Origin of the sequence: Stappia indica (assembly GCF_009789575.1) — a bacterium.
Taxonomy (GTDB): Bacteria; Pseudomonadota; Alphaproteobacteria; order Rhizobiales; family Stappiaceae; genus Stappia; species Stappia indica_A.
On record NZ_CP046908.1, the window covers coordinates 3549789 to 3564818 of the forward strand.

Consider the following 15030-nt stretch of genomic DNA (forward strand, 5'->3'; position numbering starts at 1 on the left):
GAAAACGCTTGGTCACGATTTGGCTGGTCAAGAGCGTGGCTTGCTGGCCGTCGAGGGAGTGGACGGGGTGCTGGCTGGCGCTTGGATCTCCGTTTGCCGTCTCCGGGCACAGCGAGAGGCGAAACGGACATTGCCTTTCCTATAAAACATGAGTATTTCAGTCAAGAATATTCTTGCGAACGGTTCGCAAGTTTAGAGTTATTCCAAACCACGGACGGAGGAACCGGAGTTTCCGGCCATTTCGTCCAGGGCCCAAGCGATCGAAGGAGCAAGTCGATCATGTCCCAGTCTGCGACCCCCGCCAACCAGGCCCCCCATCAGGCTCAGGCCGCCGCCTATCGGCGGCCGCGCACCCAGCAGCGCACCCTGACCCTGCCGAAAACGGCGAAAGTCGCGCAGGAACCGCTGGAACTGGACAGTTCGGCCCTGTTCCAGGGTTCCCGCGAGGTTCATATCCGCCACAAGGACATGGTCTACCGGCTGTCGATCACCCGGTTCGAAAAACTGCTCCTGACCAAATAAACCTGCAGGCGGGGCCCGGCCCCGCCCTTCGTCTCCTGCCGCAGGCCTCCCCCGCGAGAGCTGCTGGAGCCGGTGCCGGAAGCGTGCCTTGGCGCGCTTCCGGCGCTTGCCTTCCGCCCGCCGATCTGCGAAGGAAAGAGCCTTCGAACGGCAACCCGGCAGGACCAGACGTGGCTCTCGGTGACACTCCGGCCGCCCTTTCCGCGGCATCGACGTTCCGGCCCTCATCGGCCGGCCTCGCCCTGCTGCCCGGCGGGCGTCGTCCTGCCCCGCGTTCGCGCCTCCTGCAGCCCCGCCCGATGCATCAGGGCCCGGCCTGCGGTCGATTTAGGCAGTTGCCGCACTGAGCCTTCTCTGCCGCCGGTCTTCGTCCTGCCGCTGGAAAGCGGCGGAAAGTCTGGTAAAAGACCCCCCGAACTCCCTTCTCACGTGCCGCGCCGGCATGCCGGCCGCGCGCTGCCAGTCACGACGGTGCCATGTCCGAATTGCAATCCCTTGAAACTGCGATCCTCGCCGCCATCGCCGCCGCGTCGAACGAGGCCGAGCTGGAAGAGGTGCGCATCGCCGCCCTCGGCAAGAAAGGGTCCGTGTCCGAGAAGCTGAAGACCCTGGGCTCCCTGTCGCCGGACGAGCGGCGCGAGATGGGTCCGGCGATCAACGGCCTCAAGACCCGGGTCACCGATGCGCTCGCCGCCCGCCGCGAGCTGCTGCAGGACGCGGCCCTCGACGCACGCCTCCAGCGCGAGCGTGTCGACGTGACCCTGCCGCTGCGTCCCGCTCCCGCCGAGACCGGCCGCATCCACCCGGTCAGCCAGGTGATCGACGAGCTCACCGCGATCTTCGCCGACATGGGCTTTTCCATCGCCGAAGGCCCGGACATCGAGACCGACCACCTCAACTTCACCCAGCTGAACTTCCCGCCCGACCATCCGGCGCGCGAGATGCACGACACGTTCTTCCTGCCCGAAAAGGCGGATGGCGAGCGCATGCTGCTGCGCACCCACACCTCGCCGGTGCAGATCCGCACGATGATGTCGCAGGAGCCGCCGATCCGGGTGATCATCCCGGGCCGCACCTATCGCTGCGACAGCGACCAGACCCACACGCCGATGTTCCACCAGGTCGAAGGCCTCGTCATCGACAAGAGCAGCCATATCGGCCACCTGAAATGGGTGCTGGAGGAGTTCTGCAAGGCCTTCTTCGAGGTCGACGAGGTGCGCATGCGCTTCCGTCCGTCCTACTTCCCCTTCACCGAGCCGTCGATGGAGGTCGACATCGGCTGCGACCGCTCGGGCAACGAGGTGAAGATCGGCGAGGGCAACGACTGGCTGGAAATCCTCGGCTGCGGCATGGTCCATCCCAATGTCATCCGCAATTGCGGCCTCGACCCGGACGTCTACCAGGGCTTCGCCTGGGGCATGGGCATCGACCGCATCGCCATGCTGAAATACGGCATGCCGGACCTGCGCGCCTTCTTCGACGCGGATGTCCGCTGGATCGAGCATTACGGCTTCCGCCCGCTCGACCTGCCGACCCTGTTCGGAGGCCTGTCGCGATGACCGCCCGTTCTTCTCTTCCCTCCCGCCTGCGCGCGGTGCTTCTGCCGCTGCTGGCGCTCGCCGTGCTGGTCCAGGGGCTTCTCGCCCCCGTGCCTGCCGAGGCCCAGCCGGCGCAGCCCGTCTCCTTCGTCGAGGCCTGCGCCGACAAGTCCGAGGAGCGCGGCCGGCTGCGCTATTGCGATGCCTATTTCCGCGAGGGGCTCGGCCCCCAGGCCGACACGGTGCTCTATCTGCGCGACCGCATCACCACCCTGCGCGCCAGCCAGGAAGTGAATGCGGAGAGCAATTACGAGAGCTTCCTGACGGCGGTTGCCATCGTCGCCTTCCTGTCGATCGCGACCATGGTGCTGGTCACCTCCGAGCGCCGCATCTCCGGCATCGCCAAGTGGTCGTCGGTCGCCTCGGCCGCCGCCGTGCTGGTGATGGTGGCGATCCTGACCCTCGGCTGGCTCGACAAGTACCGGGCCGAGGATGCGGCGATGCTCGAACTCGGCCTCTTGCGCGACCAGGTGGAGGTCGAGGCGTCCCACGCCATCGCCTCGGGCCGCAAGCTGGACGAGGCGACGATCCGCCGCTGGACCGACCGCCTGCACGAGATCGGCATCCGCTTCGCCAGCAATTACGGCGCCGCGTCCATCGTCCCGGACCTCGACCGCTTCACGCCGCAGAACTGACGCAGCCGCACCGGCGCGCGGAGCCCCGCCGCGCCGGTCCCGTCACGACACCTGAAGAGACCCAAGCTCATGAAGTTCACCCTGTCCTGGCTGAAGGAACATCTGGAGACCGACGCCACCCTCGACGAGATCGTCGAGGCGCTGACCCGCGTCGGCCTGGAGGTCGAGGATGTCGCCAACCCGGCCGACCGCCTCAAGCCCTTCACCATCGCCAAGGTGCTGGAGGCCCGCCAGCACCCCAATGCGGATCGCCTGCGTGTGCTCACCGTCGATGCCGGCGACGGCAAGGAGCCGCTGCAGATCGTCTGCGGCGCGCCCAATGCCCGCACCGGCCTCGTCGGCGTGCTCGCCCGTCCGGGCGACTATGTGCCCGGCATCGACGTCACCCTGTCCGTCGGCAAGATCCGCGACGTCGAAAGCTTCGGCATGATGTGCTCGGAGCGCGAGCTGGAGCTGTCGGAGGCCCATGACGGCATCATCGACCTTCCCGACGACGCGCCGGTCGGCATGTCCTACGCCGCCTATGTCGGGCTCGACGATCCGGTCATCGAGATCGGCCTGACGCCGAATCGTCCCGATTGCACCGGCGTCTCCGGCATCGCCCGCGACCTTGCCGCCGTCGGCCTCGGCAAGCTGAAGGAAAACCGCCCGGCCCAGATCCCGGGCGAGGGCCCGTGCCCGGTCGATGTGCGGCTGGAATTCGGCGACACGCCCTCGCTCTGCCCGGCCTTCGGCCTGCGCCTGGTGCGCGGCGTCAAGAACGGCCCCTCGCCGGAGTGGATGCAGAAGCGCCTGCGCGCCATCGGCCTGCGCCCGATCAACGCGCTGGTCGACATCACCAACTACATCACCTTCGACCGGGGCCGCCCGCTGCATGTCTTCGACGCGGCCAAGGTCAAGGGCGATCTCGTCGTGCGGCGCGGCCGCGACGGCGAGGAGCTGCTGGCGCTCGACGGGCGCACCTACAAGGTGGACGACAGCATCTGCGTCATCGCCGACGACAACGGCCTGGAATCCCTGGCCGGCATCATGGGCGGCGAGCTGTCCGGTTGCACCGACGAGACCACCGACGTGCTGATCGAATCGGCCCTGTGGGACGAGGCCAACATCGCCCGCACCGGCCGCCGGCTCGGCATCAACACCGATGCCCGCTACCGCTTCGAGCGCGGTGCCGATCCCGCCTTCTGCCTGCCGGGCCTCGAGCTCGCCACCCGCATGGTCATGGACCTGTGCGGCGGCACGCCGAGCAAGGTGACGCTCGCCGGCGCCGTGCCGGAGACCGACCGCAGCATCGAGTTCCCTTATGCCGAGGTGAAGCGCCTGTCCGGCCTCAAGCTTTCCGAGGCCGAGATCAAGGGCGTGCTCACCCGCCTCGGCTTCTGGGTCACCGGCACCGGCGACACCGTGCGCGTCGCCCCGCCGTCCTGGCGCCCGGACATCCATGGCAAGGCGGATCTCGTCGAGGAAGTGGTGCGCATCGTCGGCCTCGATTCGGTCGCCTCGACGCCGCTGCCGCGCGGGGCCACCGTCGCCCGCCAGATGCTCACCCCGGCGCAGGTCCGCCGCTCGCAGGCGCGCCGCGCGCTCGCCGTGCGCGGCATGAAGGAGGCCGTTACCTGGTCCTTCATCCCGCAGGACCAGGCCGAGGCCTTCGGCGGCGGCTCGCCGGTCCTGCGCCTTGCCAACCCGATTTCCGCCGACATGTCGGACATGCGCCCCAGCCTGGTGCCGGGCCTTGCCACGGCGGCGCAGCGCAATGCCGACCGCGGCTATCCGGACGTCGCCCTGTTCGAGGTCGGCCAGGTCTTCACTGATGACACGCCGCAGGGCCAGTCGATGGTCGCCGCCGGCCTGCGCCGCGGCACCGCGGTGATGACCGGCGCCGACCGCCACTGGGCCGGCAATGCGCCCGAGGTCGGCGTGTTCGACGCCCGCGCCGATGCCGAGGCGGTCCTGGCCGCCATCGGCGCGCCGGTCGACAAGCTGATGGTCTTTTCCGAAAGCGCGCCCTGGCTGCATCCGGGCCGCTCCGGCGAGCTGCGCCTCGGCCCCAAGACGGTGCTGGCCCGCTTCGGCGAGCTGCATCCGCGCATCGCGAGGGCGTTCGATCTCGACGGCCGGCTCGCCGTCTTCGAGGTCTATCTCGATGCGGTGCCGCTGCCCAAGGGCAAGGCCGGCCGCTCCAAGGGCGCCTTCGCCGCTTCCGACCTGATGCCGGTGCGCCGCGACTTCGCCTTCGTCGTCGAGGAGGCGGTCACCGCCGACCGGCTGCTCAAGGCCGCGCGCGCTGCCGAGAAGACCTTGATCAGCGATGTCACGCTGTTCGACGTCTATCGCGGTGCCGGCGTTGCCGAGGGTCACAAGTCGCTGGCCATCGACGTCACGCTGCAGCCGCGCGAGCGCACCCTCACCGAGGAGGAGATCGACGCGGTCGGCGCCAAGATCCGCGCCGCGGTGGAAAAGGCGACCGGCGGCACCCTGCGCGGCTGACGGCCAAGATTGAGTCTTGTGCTGCCGCCCCGCATCGGGTGGCGGCCCGTCACGGGACTTGCGCCGCGCGGGCGTGCCCTTCATCCTTGCGGGCAAGGGGGCGACGCGCGGTATTGCCTGCGCGCATCACGAAAGGGTCATGCGATGAAGCCGGCGCAAGCCGTGCCTCCCGCCCTTGGCCAGGGCCTTGCCTTCGGGCGCACCACGCTGGGCGATCCCTCGCTGACGGGCGAGGACGACCGCAGGCGCGTGCTGGAACTGATCCTGCGCACCGATCCGGTGGTGATGCGCGTGCTGCGGATCGCCCGCGGTCTTGCCCTGCCGGACTGGCGGCTGGCCAGCGGTGCCATCTACCAGACCGTCTGGAACGCGCTGACCGGCCGCCCCGCCGGCCATGGCATCCGCGATTTCGACCTGCTCTATTTCGACGGCGCCGATACCAGCTACGAGGCCGAGGACCGGGTGATCACCCGCGCCCGCCCGCGCTTTTCGTCCCTGCCGGCGCCGGTGGAAATCCGCAACCAGGCGCGCGTGCCCCTGTGGTTTCGGCAAAAGCACGGCATCGACTATCCGCCGCTCTCCTGCACCGACGAGGCGCTGGTCAACTACGCCGCGCGCACCCATTCGGTCGCCGTGCGGCTGGAGGCGGACGGTCGCCTGTCGCTCGCCGCGCCGTTCGGTCTGGCCGATATCTTCGCCATGCGGCTGGTGCCGAACCCGGTGCTCGACAATTCCTCGACCTATCTGGACAAGGCGCTGCGGATGAAGGCCGCCTGGCCGGAGCTGGAGATCCTGCCCTGGCCGTCGCCTGGGCTTGCCGGCGTCGCTCCGCCGAAAATCCAGCCCGAACACCCCTCCTCGCGCCCCGCTGAGGTGCCGTCTCCCGAGCCGGCCAACGAGGACGAGCCGGGCGAGGACCCGCCCGCCGTCCCGCACATACTCTCGCACCGCGAGGACCTGCTGCGGCAGAGCCCGTTCCGCCGCCATCTTGCCGGCGACCGCTATGCGCGTCTGGTGGGCGGCGATCTCGGCGCGAAGGCCGTAGCGGACGAGCCTGCGGGCGAGAGCGCAGCCGCAGCGCCTGCCGGCCCTGCGCCCTCCGATCCTGGGGCTGCGGATCAGCCGGCGGCGAGCGTTGCCCGCGACTGGATCCGCGTCTCCACCAGCCCACGGAGCGAATTTCCCAGATAGATCTTCTCGGCCCGGGCCAGATCCTCGGGCCGCAGGTCCGCCTCCGCCGCCCGCCCGCTTTCCAGCAGCGCCTGCCGCAGCGTGCCCGGCAGCAGCCCGTGCCGCAGCGCCGGCGTCAGCAGCCGGCCGCCGCGCGCGACGAAGAGGTTGGTGAAGCTCCCTTCCGTCAGATAACCCTCGGCATTGGCGAAGATCACCTCGTCGCAGCCGGTCGAAGCACAAAGCCGCGCCCGCGTGCCGTCGTAGATCTCGCGCCGCGTCGTCTTGTGCAGCAACAACGGATCGCCGGCCGCCATCGTCACGTCGGCGAGAGCGGCCGTCCAGTGCGAAACAGCCGGCGGCAGGTCGCGGTCTTCCAGCGACAGTTTTCCGCTGCCGGCCAGCTCCAGCCGCACCCGGCGCGGGCCCTGGAAAGCCGCTGCCCGGCCTGCCAGCAGAGCTCGCGCAGCCTCCACATCCAGCGGAAAGCCGAGCTGCGCGGCACTGTTGGTGAGCCGGCTAATATGCCGTTCGAGCAGCAGGTATCCGGCCAGCGGCTCTCCCGTCTCCGCCGGGTGCCAGGCCATGGTCTCGAACAGCGAGAAGTCGGGCGCCTTGCGCTCCAGGAAGGCGAGCTTCAGCCGGCATTCGTCGTATTCCGGCGTGCTGGCGGAATCGAACACCAGTCCCGATCCCGCGCCCGCCTCGAACCGGCCGTCCTCGTCCACCACCAGCGTGCGGATCGCCACGTTGAAGCGGAAGTCGCCGGAGGGCTCCAGATGGCCGATGCCGCCGGTATAGATGCCGCGCGGTCCGCTCTCTAGGCTGTGGATGATCTGCATTGCCGAGAGCTTCGGCGCCCCGGTGATCGAGCCGCAGGGAAACAGCTCGCGCATGCAGGCGGCAAAGCCGGTCTCGCTAGGGACCTCGCCTTCCACGGTCGAGGTCATCTGGAACAGCGTCGCATAGGGCTCGACCTCGAACAGGCGCGGCACTTTCACGCTGCCCGTTGCCGCGATGCGCGACAGGTCGTTGCGCATCAGGTCGACGATCATCACGTTCTCGGCCCGTGACTTCGGGTCGCTCGCGAGCGCCCGCGCGATCCGCCGGTCCTCCTCGGCCGCCCGCCCGCGCGGGGCCGTGCCCTTCATCGGCCGCGTGGCGATGCGCGTGCCGCGCCGCTCCAGGAACAGCTCGGGCGACAGCGACAGCACGGTGTGCGTTTCCGTGCGCAGGAAAGCGGCATGGCCGACCGGCTGCGACAGCAGCAGGCGGGCGAACAGCCGCGCCGGGTCGCCGGCGATCCGCCCGCGCGCCCGCATGGTCAGGTTGGCCTGGTAGATGTCGCCCTTGGCAAGATGGTCGCGCACGGCGGCAAAGGCCGCCTCATACGCCTCGCGCGTCAGCTCGAAACCGTCGACCCTGGCCTCGACCCCGCCGCAGCCCTCTTGCGCGATGTCGCCGGCGCCGATCCGCGCCAGCGCCTCGCTCAATGTCAGCTGCTCGGTCGCGTCATAGACGCCGAAGCGCACCAGTGGCAGCGCCGGGTCGCTCGGCGCGAGGCTTCGCAGCTTCTCTTCGAAGGCAAAGCCCGCCTCGTAGGCGATGTATCCGGCGACATGAAAGCCCGCGCGTGCTGCCGCCTCGGCCTCGGCGAGCGCCGCCTCGACCGCGCCGACCTCATGGCAGGCGATGACCCGCCGCGGCCCGGCGAACAGCAGCGCCGTTCCCGCTCCCGCGTCGAAAAGCACCAGCACGTCGGCGGGTATTTCGGGAGCCGCCGCCGTTCCCGTGTCGCCGCTCTCGCCCATCTGCTGCCGGCCTCGTCCTGTCAGCCCGTCCCCGCCGGCCCTCTTAAGCCGGTTGCCCCGCGTTGCATAGCCGTCGGCGCGACATGGGCCCGCCCGTTTGCGCCGTGACGCTTCACACGGCGACGATCGCGCAGGTCATCAAGGCGCCGTAGGTGTCGCACATGCGCGCATGCACCTTGTCGAGGATGCGGCGCGGCGAGCCCATCAGCCGGCCCATCAGGTGGTCGCGCGGGTAGCGGTAGAGCTTGCCGAGGAAGCGGGTGATGCCACGCTTGCCGGTCACATGCGCCACGCCCGCATGCTCCGCCGTCAGCGTCTTCCACAGCATCTCGTAGTTCGCCGGTATCGGCCGCGGCATGTCGCAGAACGCCGCCCCCGTCTTGCGGGCGATCAGCGTCGTGCTGCCGCTGCTTTCGGGCAGGATCTCGAAGCCCGCCTTCAGCACCATCGCCTTCAACGTCTCGTGGCTGAAATTGTAGACATGGGCGTAGTGGAAGCGGGTCCAGGGCGCGTGACTGGCATGGCCGATGTCGGGCACGGCGACGCACAGGATGCCGTCCGGCCGCAGCAGGGTGTTGAGGAAGCGCAGCGAGGCGAGCGGGTCCGGCAGGTGCTCCAGCACATGGCTGAGGTTCAGAATGTCGAAATGCTCCTTCGGCAGGTCCGCCTGCTCGAACGTGCAGTTCTGCACCGGCAGGCCGAGCTCCTCGCGGCTATAGTCGGCATAGCCGGTGTTCGGCTCGACACCCGCCACCTCGAAGCCCGCCTTGCGCGCCATGTAGAGGATCTCGCCGCTGCCCGAGCCGATGTCGAGAAAGCGGCGCCGCTCGGGCCCGACCAGCGCGGCCAGCTGCGCCACCCGCAGATACGCGCCCGGCGCGTAGCGGTAGACATGCTTGAGCTTCGGCTTGTGGGTGCCCTTGTAGGCCTTGCGGTAGTCGTCGGCATAGAACCGCTGCAACTCCTCGGGCGAAGGGATCGGGTGGCTGTGCACCAGCCCGCAGCCGGTGCAGATCACGGTGGTCAGCTTCTGGAACCCGCGCCCCACCAGCGAGACCACCTGTCGTTCGCGCGTGCCGCAGATCGCGCAGTCGCATCCGGCCTCCAGCTTCTGGCCGGTCTTCATCGTATCGCTCACCCTGCCTCCCGAACGGTTGTTTCCCGGACGTTACGCAAGCCCCGCCGGCCCGGATCCATTCGAGATCGAACCTAGTAATTTTGCCAGGGTTTGCAACCCGACATGCCGTTGCGTCGTTACTTCTTACGTTTTCCTTCGCCGCGCGACCGGCTAGAGAATCGCGCTGGAGCAATTTCGGAGCACTGCATGACCGGCGACCAGATCGCGATCCTTGCCATCCTCGCCCTGGCGATGGCGGCCTTCCTGTCCGGCCGCCTGCGGCACGACATGGTGGCGATGGGCGCGCTGATCGCCTGCGTCGCCGCCGGCCTCGTGCCTTCCGAGGAGGCCTTTGCCGGCTTCGGCCATCCGGCGGTGATCACAGTCGCCTGCGTGCTGGTGCTCAGCCGCGGCCTGCAGACCTCCGGCGCCGTCGACGTGCTGGCCCGCACCGTGCTGCCGGACAATGCCGGGCGCACCCTGAGCCTTGCCGCGCTGACCGGCCTCGGCGCGGCGCTCTCCGGCTTCATGAACAATGTCGGCGCCATGGCGCTCCTGATGCCGGTGGCGCTGCAGCTCGCCCGCCGCCTCGACATGACGCCGGGGCGGATGCTGATGCCGCTCGCCTTCGGCACCATTCTCGGCGGCATGACCACGCTGATCGGCACGCCGCCCAACCTGATCGTCTCCGGCTTCCGCGCCTCCGCCGGCAGCGGCGGTTTTTCCATGTTCGACTTCGCGCCCGTCGGCCTTGCCGTGGCGCTGGCTGGCCTTGCCTTCATCGTCGCCGTCGGCTGGCGGCTGGTGCCGATCACCCGCGCCGCGGCCGGCGAGGCCTTCGAGGTCGGCTCGTATCTGACGGAAGTGCGGGTGGGCGAGAAGGGCAAGGCCGACGGCATGAGCCTGCACGAGATCGAGGCCGAGCTCGACAAGGCCGATGCCCAGGTCGTCGGCCTGGTGCGCGGCGGCCTGCGCGTCAGCGCCCCGCGCGGCAACCGCCGCGTCCAGGGCGGCGACGTCCTGGTGCTTGAGGCGGATGTCGAGGGCATCGCCGAGGCGCTCTCCAAGCTCGACCTCAAGCTGGAGGAGCAGGCCAAGGCCCGCGACGAGGAGCGCGAGAAGAAGGAGCGCGTGCGCGAGCAGGCGGCCCGCCGCGACGAGGACGAGCAACGCCGCCGCGAGATCGACGAGGCGGCCAGCCTCGGCGACGTGGCGCTTGCGCCCGAACCGAAGCTCGATCCGGAGCCGGAACCGGCGCCGCAGGAGAGCGAGACGAAGAAGGCGCAGGCAAAACCCGGCGAGGGCGGCGAGGGCGAGGCCCGCGAGGCCCGCCGCGACACGGAAGCGGAAGAGGTGGTGCTGCGCGAGCTGGTGGTGCGGCCCGAATCGCAGCTGGTCGGCCGCTCGGCCCGCGACCTCGCCCTGCGCAGCCGCTTCGGCGTCAACCTGCTCGGCGTCTCGCGCGACGGGCGCCGCTCGACCTCGCGCCTGCGCACCCTGCGGCTGCAATCGGGCGACCTGCTGTTGATGCAGGGACCGGCCGACGTGCTGGCCGAGTTCGCCTCGGAGACCGGCTGCGTGCCGCTGGCCGAGCGCGAATTGCGCATTCCCGACAAGCGCAAGGCGCTGCTGGCGGCCGGCATTCTCGGCCTGTCGATCCTGGTCACGGTCGTCGGCCTGCTGCCGGCTGCCGTCGCCTTCGCCGCCGGCGTGCTCGCCTCCATGGTTCTGCGCACCGTGCCGCTGCGCTCCGTCTACACCGCCGTCGACTGGCCGGTGGTGGTGCTGCTCGCCGCCCTCATTCCCGTCGCCGGGGCGATGGAGGCGACCGGCACGGCCGAGCTCATCGCCACCTTCCTGGTCGGCACCCTGGCGCAGGGCCATCCGGTGGCGGCGCTGGCGATGGTGCTGGTCGTCACCATGTTCCTGTCGGACGTCATGAACAACGCGGCGACGGCGGCCGTCATGTGCCCCATCGCCATCGGCATCGCGGCGACGCTCGGCGTCAACCCGGATGCCTTCCTGATGTCGGTGGCCATCGGCGCCTCCTGCGCCTTCCTCACCCCCATCGGCCACCAGAACAACACGCTGATCCTGGGGCCGGGCGGCTTCGGCTTCGGCGACTACTGGCGCCTCGGCCTGCCGCTGGAGCTGGTGGTGGCCTCGGTGGCCGTGCCGATGCTGCTCCTCGTCTGGCCTCTGTAAGGTCGCCGAGGAGCAGGACGGGACGGATTGCGGGTATCAGGCGCGCTTGCGCCCCGTGAACATCGCCGTAACCAGGTTTTCCTTGTGTTCGAAGCTGGCCAGCAGCACGCCCGCCACATGCAGGAAGATCAGCGCCAGCGTGCCGTTCGCCAGCACCTCGTGCAGCTCTTCCAGCCACTTTGCGTCGCGATAGGCCAGCGTCTCCATCATGTAGCCGGTGACGCAGATGCCGGCGGTGGCCGCGATCAGCGCCAGCACCATGGCCCCGCCCGCCGGATTGTGGCCGAGATGCCGCCGCGCCTTCAGCCGCAGGCTGTCGGCCAGGAACCGCAGCACCTCGCCCGGCGGCCGCACGAAGTCGGCAAAGCGCGCATGCTGCGGGCCGACGAAGCCCCAGACGATGCGCAGGGCCAGCAGCGCGGCGATGGTGTAGCCGGCGATCTCGTGCACCTGCTGCACCTCTTCCGCCGTCGCATAGGCGAGGGCGAAGGCACCCACCAGCGACCAGTGGAACAGGCGCACCAACGGGTCCCAGACCCGCACGGTGCCCGATACGTCCGCACCCGCACCGGCCCCCGCCGGCGTGGCGGACGGCATCACGCCGTCCGCATCCGCCTGGTTCGGCGAGCCGTTCATCCCCGCTTGCCGCGCGTGTCGTCCCGGCGCAGGATCTCGCCGGTCACCGGATGCACGTCGGCCTCGATCCGCACGCCGTTGGCGTCGCGGCCCTCGACCTCGTAGACGCCGTCGTCGATCTCGATCTCGCGGATCGTGTAGCCGGCGGCCTCCATCTTGGCCGTGACGTCGGCAAGGCTCATCCACTGGTCGCGCGGCGCGTCGATGCCCCAGCGGTTGCGGCCGTCGTCGTCGCCGGCCATGGCAAGGCTCGGGCTGGCGGCGAGGGCGAGGAGGGCGATGGCAAGGGTCTTGTTCATGATGGGTCTTCCTGTTTCTGCGTTGCCGCGGCTCGCTTTCGAACCGCGAATGTCGCCATCATGGACGAGCCCCCCTGACGCCGCGCCGATGCGCCTCGTCAGGCAATTGTCAGGATCGATGCCTTATGGAAACGAGGTCATGACCGCACATCCCACACGCCGCCGTTTCCTCCTTGCCCTTGCCGCAGCGCTGCCCGTCCTGGCCGCCGGCGCATGGCCGCTCGCCGTGCGCGCCGACGACGACGATCACGAGCGCGCCCGCCGCCTGCTGCGCTCCGGCGAGATCCGCCCCCTGTCGGAGATCCTGTCGAACGTCGAGCGCAGCGTCGGCGGCCGGGTGCTGGATGTTGACTTCGAGCGCGACGACGGCCGCTATGTCTACGAGCTCAAGATGGTGATGCCGTCCGGGCGCGTGCGCGAGGTCACCGTCGACGCCGCCACCGCACGCATCATCAAGATCGAGGACGATTGATGCGGCTTCTGTTGGTGGAGGATGACGAGCGCATCGCCCGCGATGTCGCCGCCGGGCTGACCGCCGCCGGCTATGTGGTGGAGCGGGCTGCCGACGGCGAGGACGCCTGGTTCCTCGGCGACACGGAAGACTTCGACCTCGTGGTGCTCGACCTCGGCCTTCCCGTTCTCGACGGCCTGTCGGTGCTCAAGCGCTGGCGCGCCGCCGGGCGCACCATGCCGGTGCTGGTGCTGACCGCCCGCGGCGCCTGGGCCGAGCGGGTCGAGGGCATCGATGCCGGCGCCGACGATTATCTTGCCAAGCCCTTCCGCATGGAGGAGCTGGTCGCCCGCACCCGCGCGCTGATCCGCCGCTCCGTCGGCGTCGCCACCCCCGCCATCGCCGCCGGGCACTTGATGCTCGACACCCGCCAGATGCGCGTTTCGCGCGAGGGCGTGCCGCTCGCCCTGTCGCCGCTCGAATATCGCCTCACCGCCTATCTCATGCATCACAAGGGCCGGGTCGTGCCGCCGGGCGAGCTGCTGGAGCATCTTTACGGCGACGACGATGCCCGCGACGTCAACGCGCTGGAAGCGGTGGTCGCACGGTTGCGCCGCAAGCTCGGGCCGCACGCCATCGAGACCCGGCGCGGCTTCGGCTACCTCGTTGCGGACGCGCCCGCGTGACGCCCCACGCTGTCCCGGCCGCCCGGCGGCGCGGCTCGCTTCGCCTGCGCCTCATCCTGGCCGGTGCCGTCTCGGTGCTCGCCGCGCTGGCGCTCGCCGCCGCCGGTCTGCTGGTGCTGTTCGAGCGCCATGTCGAGCGGCGCATCGACCAGGAGCTTTCCGTCCATCTCGACCAGCTCGTTGCCGGTCTCGACCGCACTGCCGGCGGCGCGCTGGTGCTCCTGCGTCCGCCCGGCGATCCGCGTTTCGCCGTGCCGCTCTCCGGCCTCTACTGGCAGTACGAGGGCCGGAACGCCGTTCAGCGCTCGCGCTCGCTCTGGGATTTCGAGCTGGCCCTGCCGGCGGAGGAAAACGGCGATCCGCTGCCCCATCGCCACACTCTGGCCGGCCCCGGCGACACGCAGCTTCTGCTGCTGGAGCGGGTGGTCGAGCTGCGCGGCGCGCCCGTCCGCGTCGCCGTTGCCCTCGACCGGCGCGAGATCGACACGGCGACGCGCGCCTTCGGCCTCGACCTTGCGCCCTATCTTGCCGTGCTCGCCCTGTTCCTGATGGCCGCGGCGGTGGCGCAGGTCACCATCGGCCTGCGGCCGCTCACGGCGGTGCGCGACGGGCTCGCCGCCATCCGATCGGGCCGCCGTACCCGGCTCGGCGACGATTTTCCCGACGAGATCCGCCCGCTCGCTGGCGAGCTCGACGGCTTGCTCGCCGCCCGCGAGGCGCAGGTGGAGAGCGCCCGCGCCCGGGCCGGCGATCTTGCCCATGGCCTGCGCACGCCGCTGCAGGTGCTGGCCGGCGATGTCGAGCGGCTGCAGGCGCGCGGCGAGACCGAGATCGCCGCCGAGATCGAGACCGTCGCGCTGTCGATGCGCCGCCATGTGGAGCGGGAGCTTGCCCGCGCCCGCCTTGCCTCCGGGCGCGGCACGGCAACGGCCGCCCCTGCCGCCGTGGCACGGGCCGTCGTCGCCGTCGTCTCGCGCACGCCGGCCGGCTCCCGGCTCGACTGGCAGGTGGAGATTGCGGAGGGCGCGCGCCTTGCCATCGATCCGGATGACCTTGCCGAGGCGCTCGGCAATTTGGCCGAAAACGCCGCCCGTCACGCGGTCGCCCGGGTCCGCTTCACTCTGGATGAGGCACCCGGCGAGGAAGCCGGCGAAACGCCGCGCCTCGTCCGGCTTGCCGTGCGCGACGACGGGCCGGGCATTCCGCAAGACCTGATCGGCACGCTCACCGCACGCGGCGGCCGGCTCGATATGGCCGGCGGCAGCGGCGCCGGGCTCGGCCTTGCCATCGTCTCCGACATTGCCGAGGCCTGGGGCGGCCGCCTCCTCGTCGAGAACCGCGGGCCCGGCCTTGAAGCGGCCTTGTGCCTGCGCCCCGCGCCCTCCGGCACCTGAGGGCTGCAGGTCTCAG

The 15030-nt window shown here is 70.1% G+C and carries 13 protein-coding genes; 9 read left to right on the forward strand and 4 right to left on the reverse strand.

The window, feature by feature from the left end; genetic code table 11:
* The first annotated feature begins 279 nt into the window (after positions 1-279).
* From hemP to GH266_RS23660, 5 genes are all read left to right on the forward strand, one after another.
* Positions 280-522: a hemin uptake protein HemP gene (hemP, locus tag GH266_RS16600; protein WP_158194818.1), complete on the forward strand. Its 243-nt coding sequence runs from the start codon at positions 280-282 to the stop codon at positions 520-522.
* Positions 523-998: 476 nt separating this feature from the next.
* Positions 999-2081, forward strand: coding sequence for a phenylalanine--tRNA ligase subunit alpha (pheS, locus tag GH266_RS16605; protein WP_158194819.1), 1083 nt, complete (start codon positions 999-1001; stop codon positions 2079-2081).
* Positions 2078-2755, forward strand: a complete 678-nt coding sequence (locus GH266_RS16610; RefSeq protein WP_158194820.1) for a phenylalanyl-tRNA synthetase subunit alpha — start codon at positions 2078-2080, stop codon at positions 2753-2755. Before pheS ends, GH266_RS16610 begins: the two co-directional genes overlap by 4 nt.
* A gap of 69 nt (positions 2756-2824) precedes the next feature.
* Entirely contained in the window at positions 2825-5245 is a 2421-nt protein-coding gene (pheT, locus tag GH266_RS16615) for a phenylalanine--tRNA ligase subunit beta (protein WP_158194821.1), read from the forward strand.
* Positions 5246-5389: 144 nt separating this feature from the next.
* Complete coding sequence (locus GH266_RS23660; protein ID WP_199270351.1) at positions 5390-6436, forward strand: nucleotidyltransferase family protein; 1047 nt, start codon at positions 5390-5392, stop codon at positions 6434-6436.
* Here the strand turns inward: GH266_RS23660 and pabB are convergent.
* Together pabB and GH266_RS16630 are read right to left on the reverse strand one after the other, a co-directional pair.
* Positions 6364-8226, reverse strand: a complete 1863-nt coding sequence (pabB, locus tag GH266_RS16625; protein WP_158194822.1) for an aminodeoxychorismate synthase component I — start codon at positions 8224-8226, stop codon at positions 6364-6366. The two genes, GH266_RS23660 and pabB, sit on opposite strands and share 73 nt — an antisense overlap.
* Positions 8227-8338: 112 nt before the next feature.
* Entirely contained in the window at positions 8339-9364 is a 1026-nt protein-coding gene (locus GH266_RS16630; protein ID WP_158194823.1) for a class I SAM-dependent methyltransferase, read from the reverse strand.
* Between the two features lie 186 nt (positions 9365-9550).
* Between GH266_RS16630 and GH266_RS16635 the strand changes: the two genes are divergently transcribed.
* On the forward strand, positions 9551-11548 hold the full coding sequence (locus GH266_RS16635; protein ID WP_158194824.1) for an SLC13 family permease: 1998 nt from the start codon (positions 9551-9553) through the stop codon (positions 11546-11548).
* Between the two features lie 36 nt (positions 11549-11584).
* On the opposite strand, the gene GH266_RS16640 is transcribed toward GH266_RS16635, so the two are convergent.
* Together GH266_RS16640 and GH266_RS16645 are read right to left on the reverse strand one after the other, a co-directional pair.
* Positions 11585-12145 carry a cytochrome b/b6 domain-containing protein gene (locus GH266_RS16640; protein ID WP_158196260.1) on the reverse strand — a complete coding sequence of 187 codons (561 nt, stop codon included), beginning with the start codon at positions 12143-12145 and terminating at the stop codon, positions 11585-11587.
* Between the two features lie 35 nt (positions 12146-12180).
* Complete coding sequence (locus tag GH266_RS16645; protein ID WP_158194825.1) at positions 12181-12483, reverse strand: PepSY domain-containing protein; 303 nt, start codon at positions 12481-12483, stop codon at positions 12181-12183.
* Positions 12484-12622: 139 nt separating this feature from the next.
* On the opposite strand from GH266_RS16645, the gene GH266_RS16650 reads away from it, so the two are divergent.
* From GH266_RS16650 to GH266_RS16660, 3 genes are read left to right on the forward strand one after another with little or no spacing between them, the layout of a single operon-like run.
* The gene (locus GH266_RS16650; RefSeq protein WP_199270352.1) at positions 12623-12955 is read left to right on the forward strand and encodes a PepSY domain-containing protein; all 333 of its coding nucleotides are present in this window, start codon (positions 12623-12625) and stop codon (positions 12953-12955) included.
* On the forward strand, positions 12955-13620 hold the full coding sequence (locus GH266_RS16655; protein WP_158194827.1) for a response regulator transcription factor: 666 nt from the start codon (positions 12955-12957) through the stop codon (positions 13618-13620). The genes GH266_RS16650 and GH266_RS16655 overlap by 1 nt, the downstream gene beginning before the upstream one ends.
* Positions 13617-15014 carry a sensor histidine kinase gene (locus tag GH266_RS16660; protein ID WP_158194828.1) on the forward strand — a complete coding sequence of 466 codons (1398 nt, stop codon included), beginning with the start codon at positions 13617-13619 and terminating at the stop codon, positions 15012-15014. Before GH266_RS16655 ends, GH266_RS16660 begins: the two co-directional genes overlap by 4 nt.
* Positions 15015-15030: the final 16 nt, after the last annotated feature.

Excerpts from the sequence above, each read along its gene's own strand:
- pabB (WP_158194822.1), bottom strand. The coding sequence starts at position 8,226 with ATGGGCGAGAGCGGCGACACGGGAACGGCGGCGGCTCCCGAAATACCC.
- GH266_RS16645 (WP_158194825.1), bottom strand. The coding sequence starts at position 12,483 with ATGAACAAGACCCTTGCCATCGCCCTCCTCGCCCTCGCCGCCAGCCCG.
- GH266_RS16640 (WP_158196260.1), bottom strand. The coding sequence starts at position 12,145 with ATGCCGTCCGCCACGCCGGCGGGGGCCGGTGCGGGTGCGGACGTATCG.
- GH266_RS16650 (WP_199270352.1), top strand. The coding sequence starts at position 12,623 with ATGACCGCACATCCCACACGCCGCCGTTTCCTCCTTGCCCTTGCCGCA.
- GH266_RS16635 (WP_158194824.1), top strand. The coding sequence starts at position 9,551 with ATGACCGGCGACCAGATCGCGATCCTTGCCATCCTCGCCCTGGCGATG.
- hemP (WP_158194818.1), top strand. The coding sequence starts at position 280 with ATGTCCCAGTCTGCGACCCCCGCCAACCAGGCCCCCCATCAGGCTCAG.
- pheT (WP_158194821.1), top strand. The coding sequence starts at position 2,825 with ATGAAGTTCACCCTGTCCTGGCTGAAGGAACATCTGGAGACCGACGCC.
- pheS (WP_158194819.1), top strand. The coding sequence starts at position 999 with ATGTCCGAATTGCAATCCCTTGAAACTGCGATCCTCGCCGCCATCGCC.
- GH266_RS23660 (WP_199270351.1), top strand. The coding sequence starts at position 5,390 with ATGAAGCCGGCGCAAGCCGTGCCTCCCGCCCTTGGCCAGGGCCTTGCC.
- GH266_RS16610 (WP_158194820.1), top strand. The coding sequence starts at position 2,078 with ATGACCGCCCGTTCTTCTCTTCCCTCCCGCCTGCGCGCGGTGCTTCTG.
- GH266_RS16655 (WP_158194827.1), top strand. The coding sequence starts at position 12,955 with ATGCGGCTTCTGTTGGTGGAGGATGACGAGCGCATCGCCCGCGATGTC.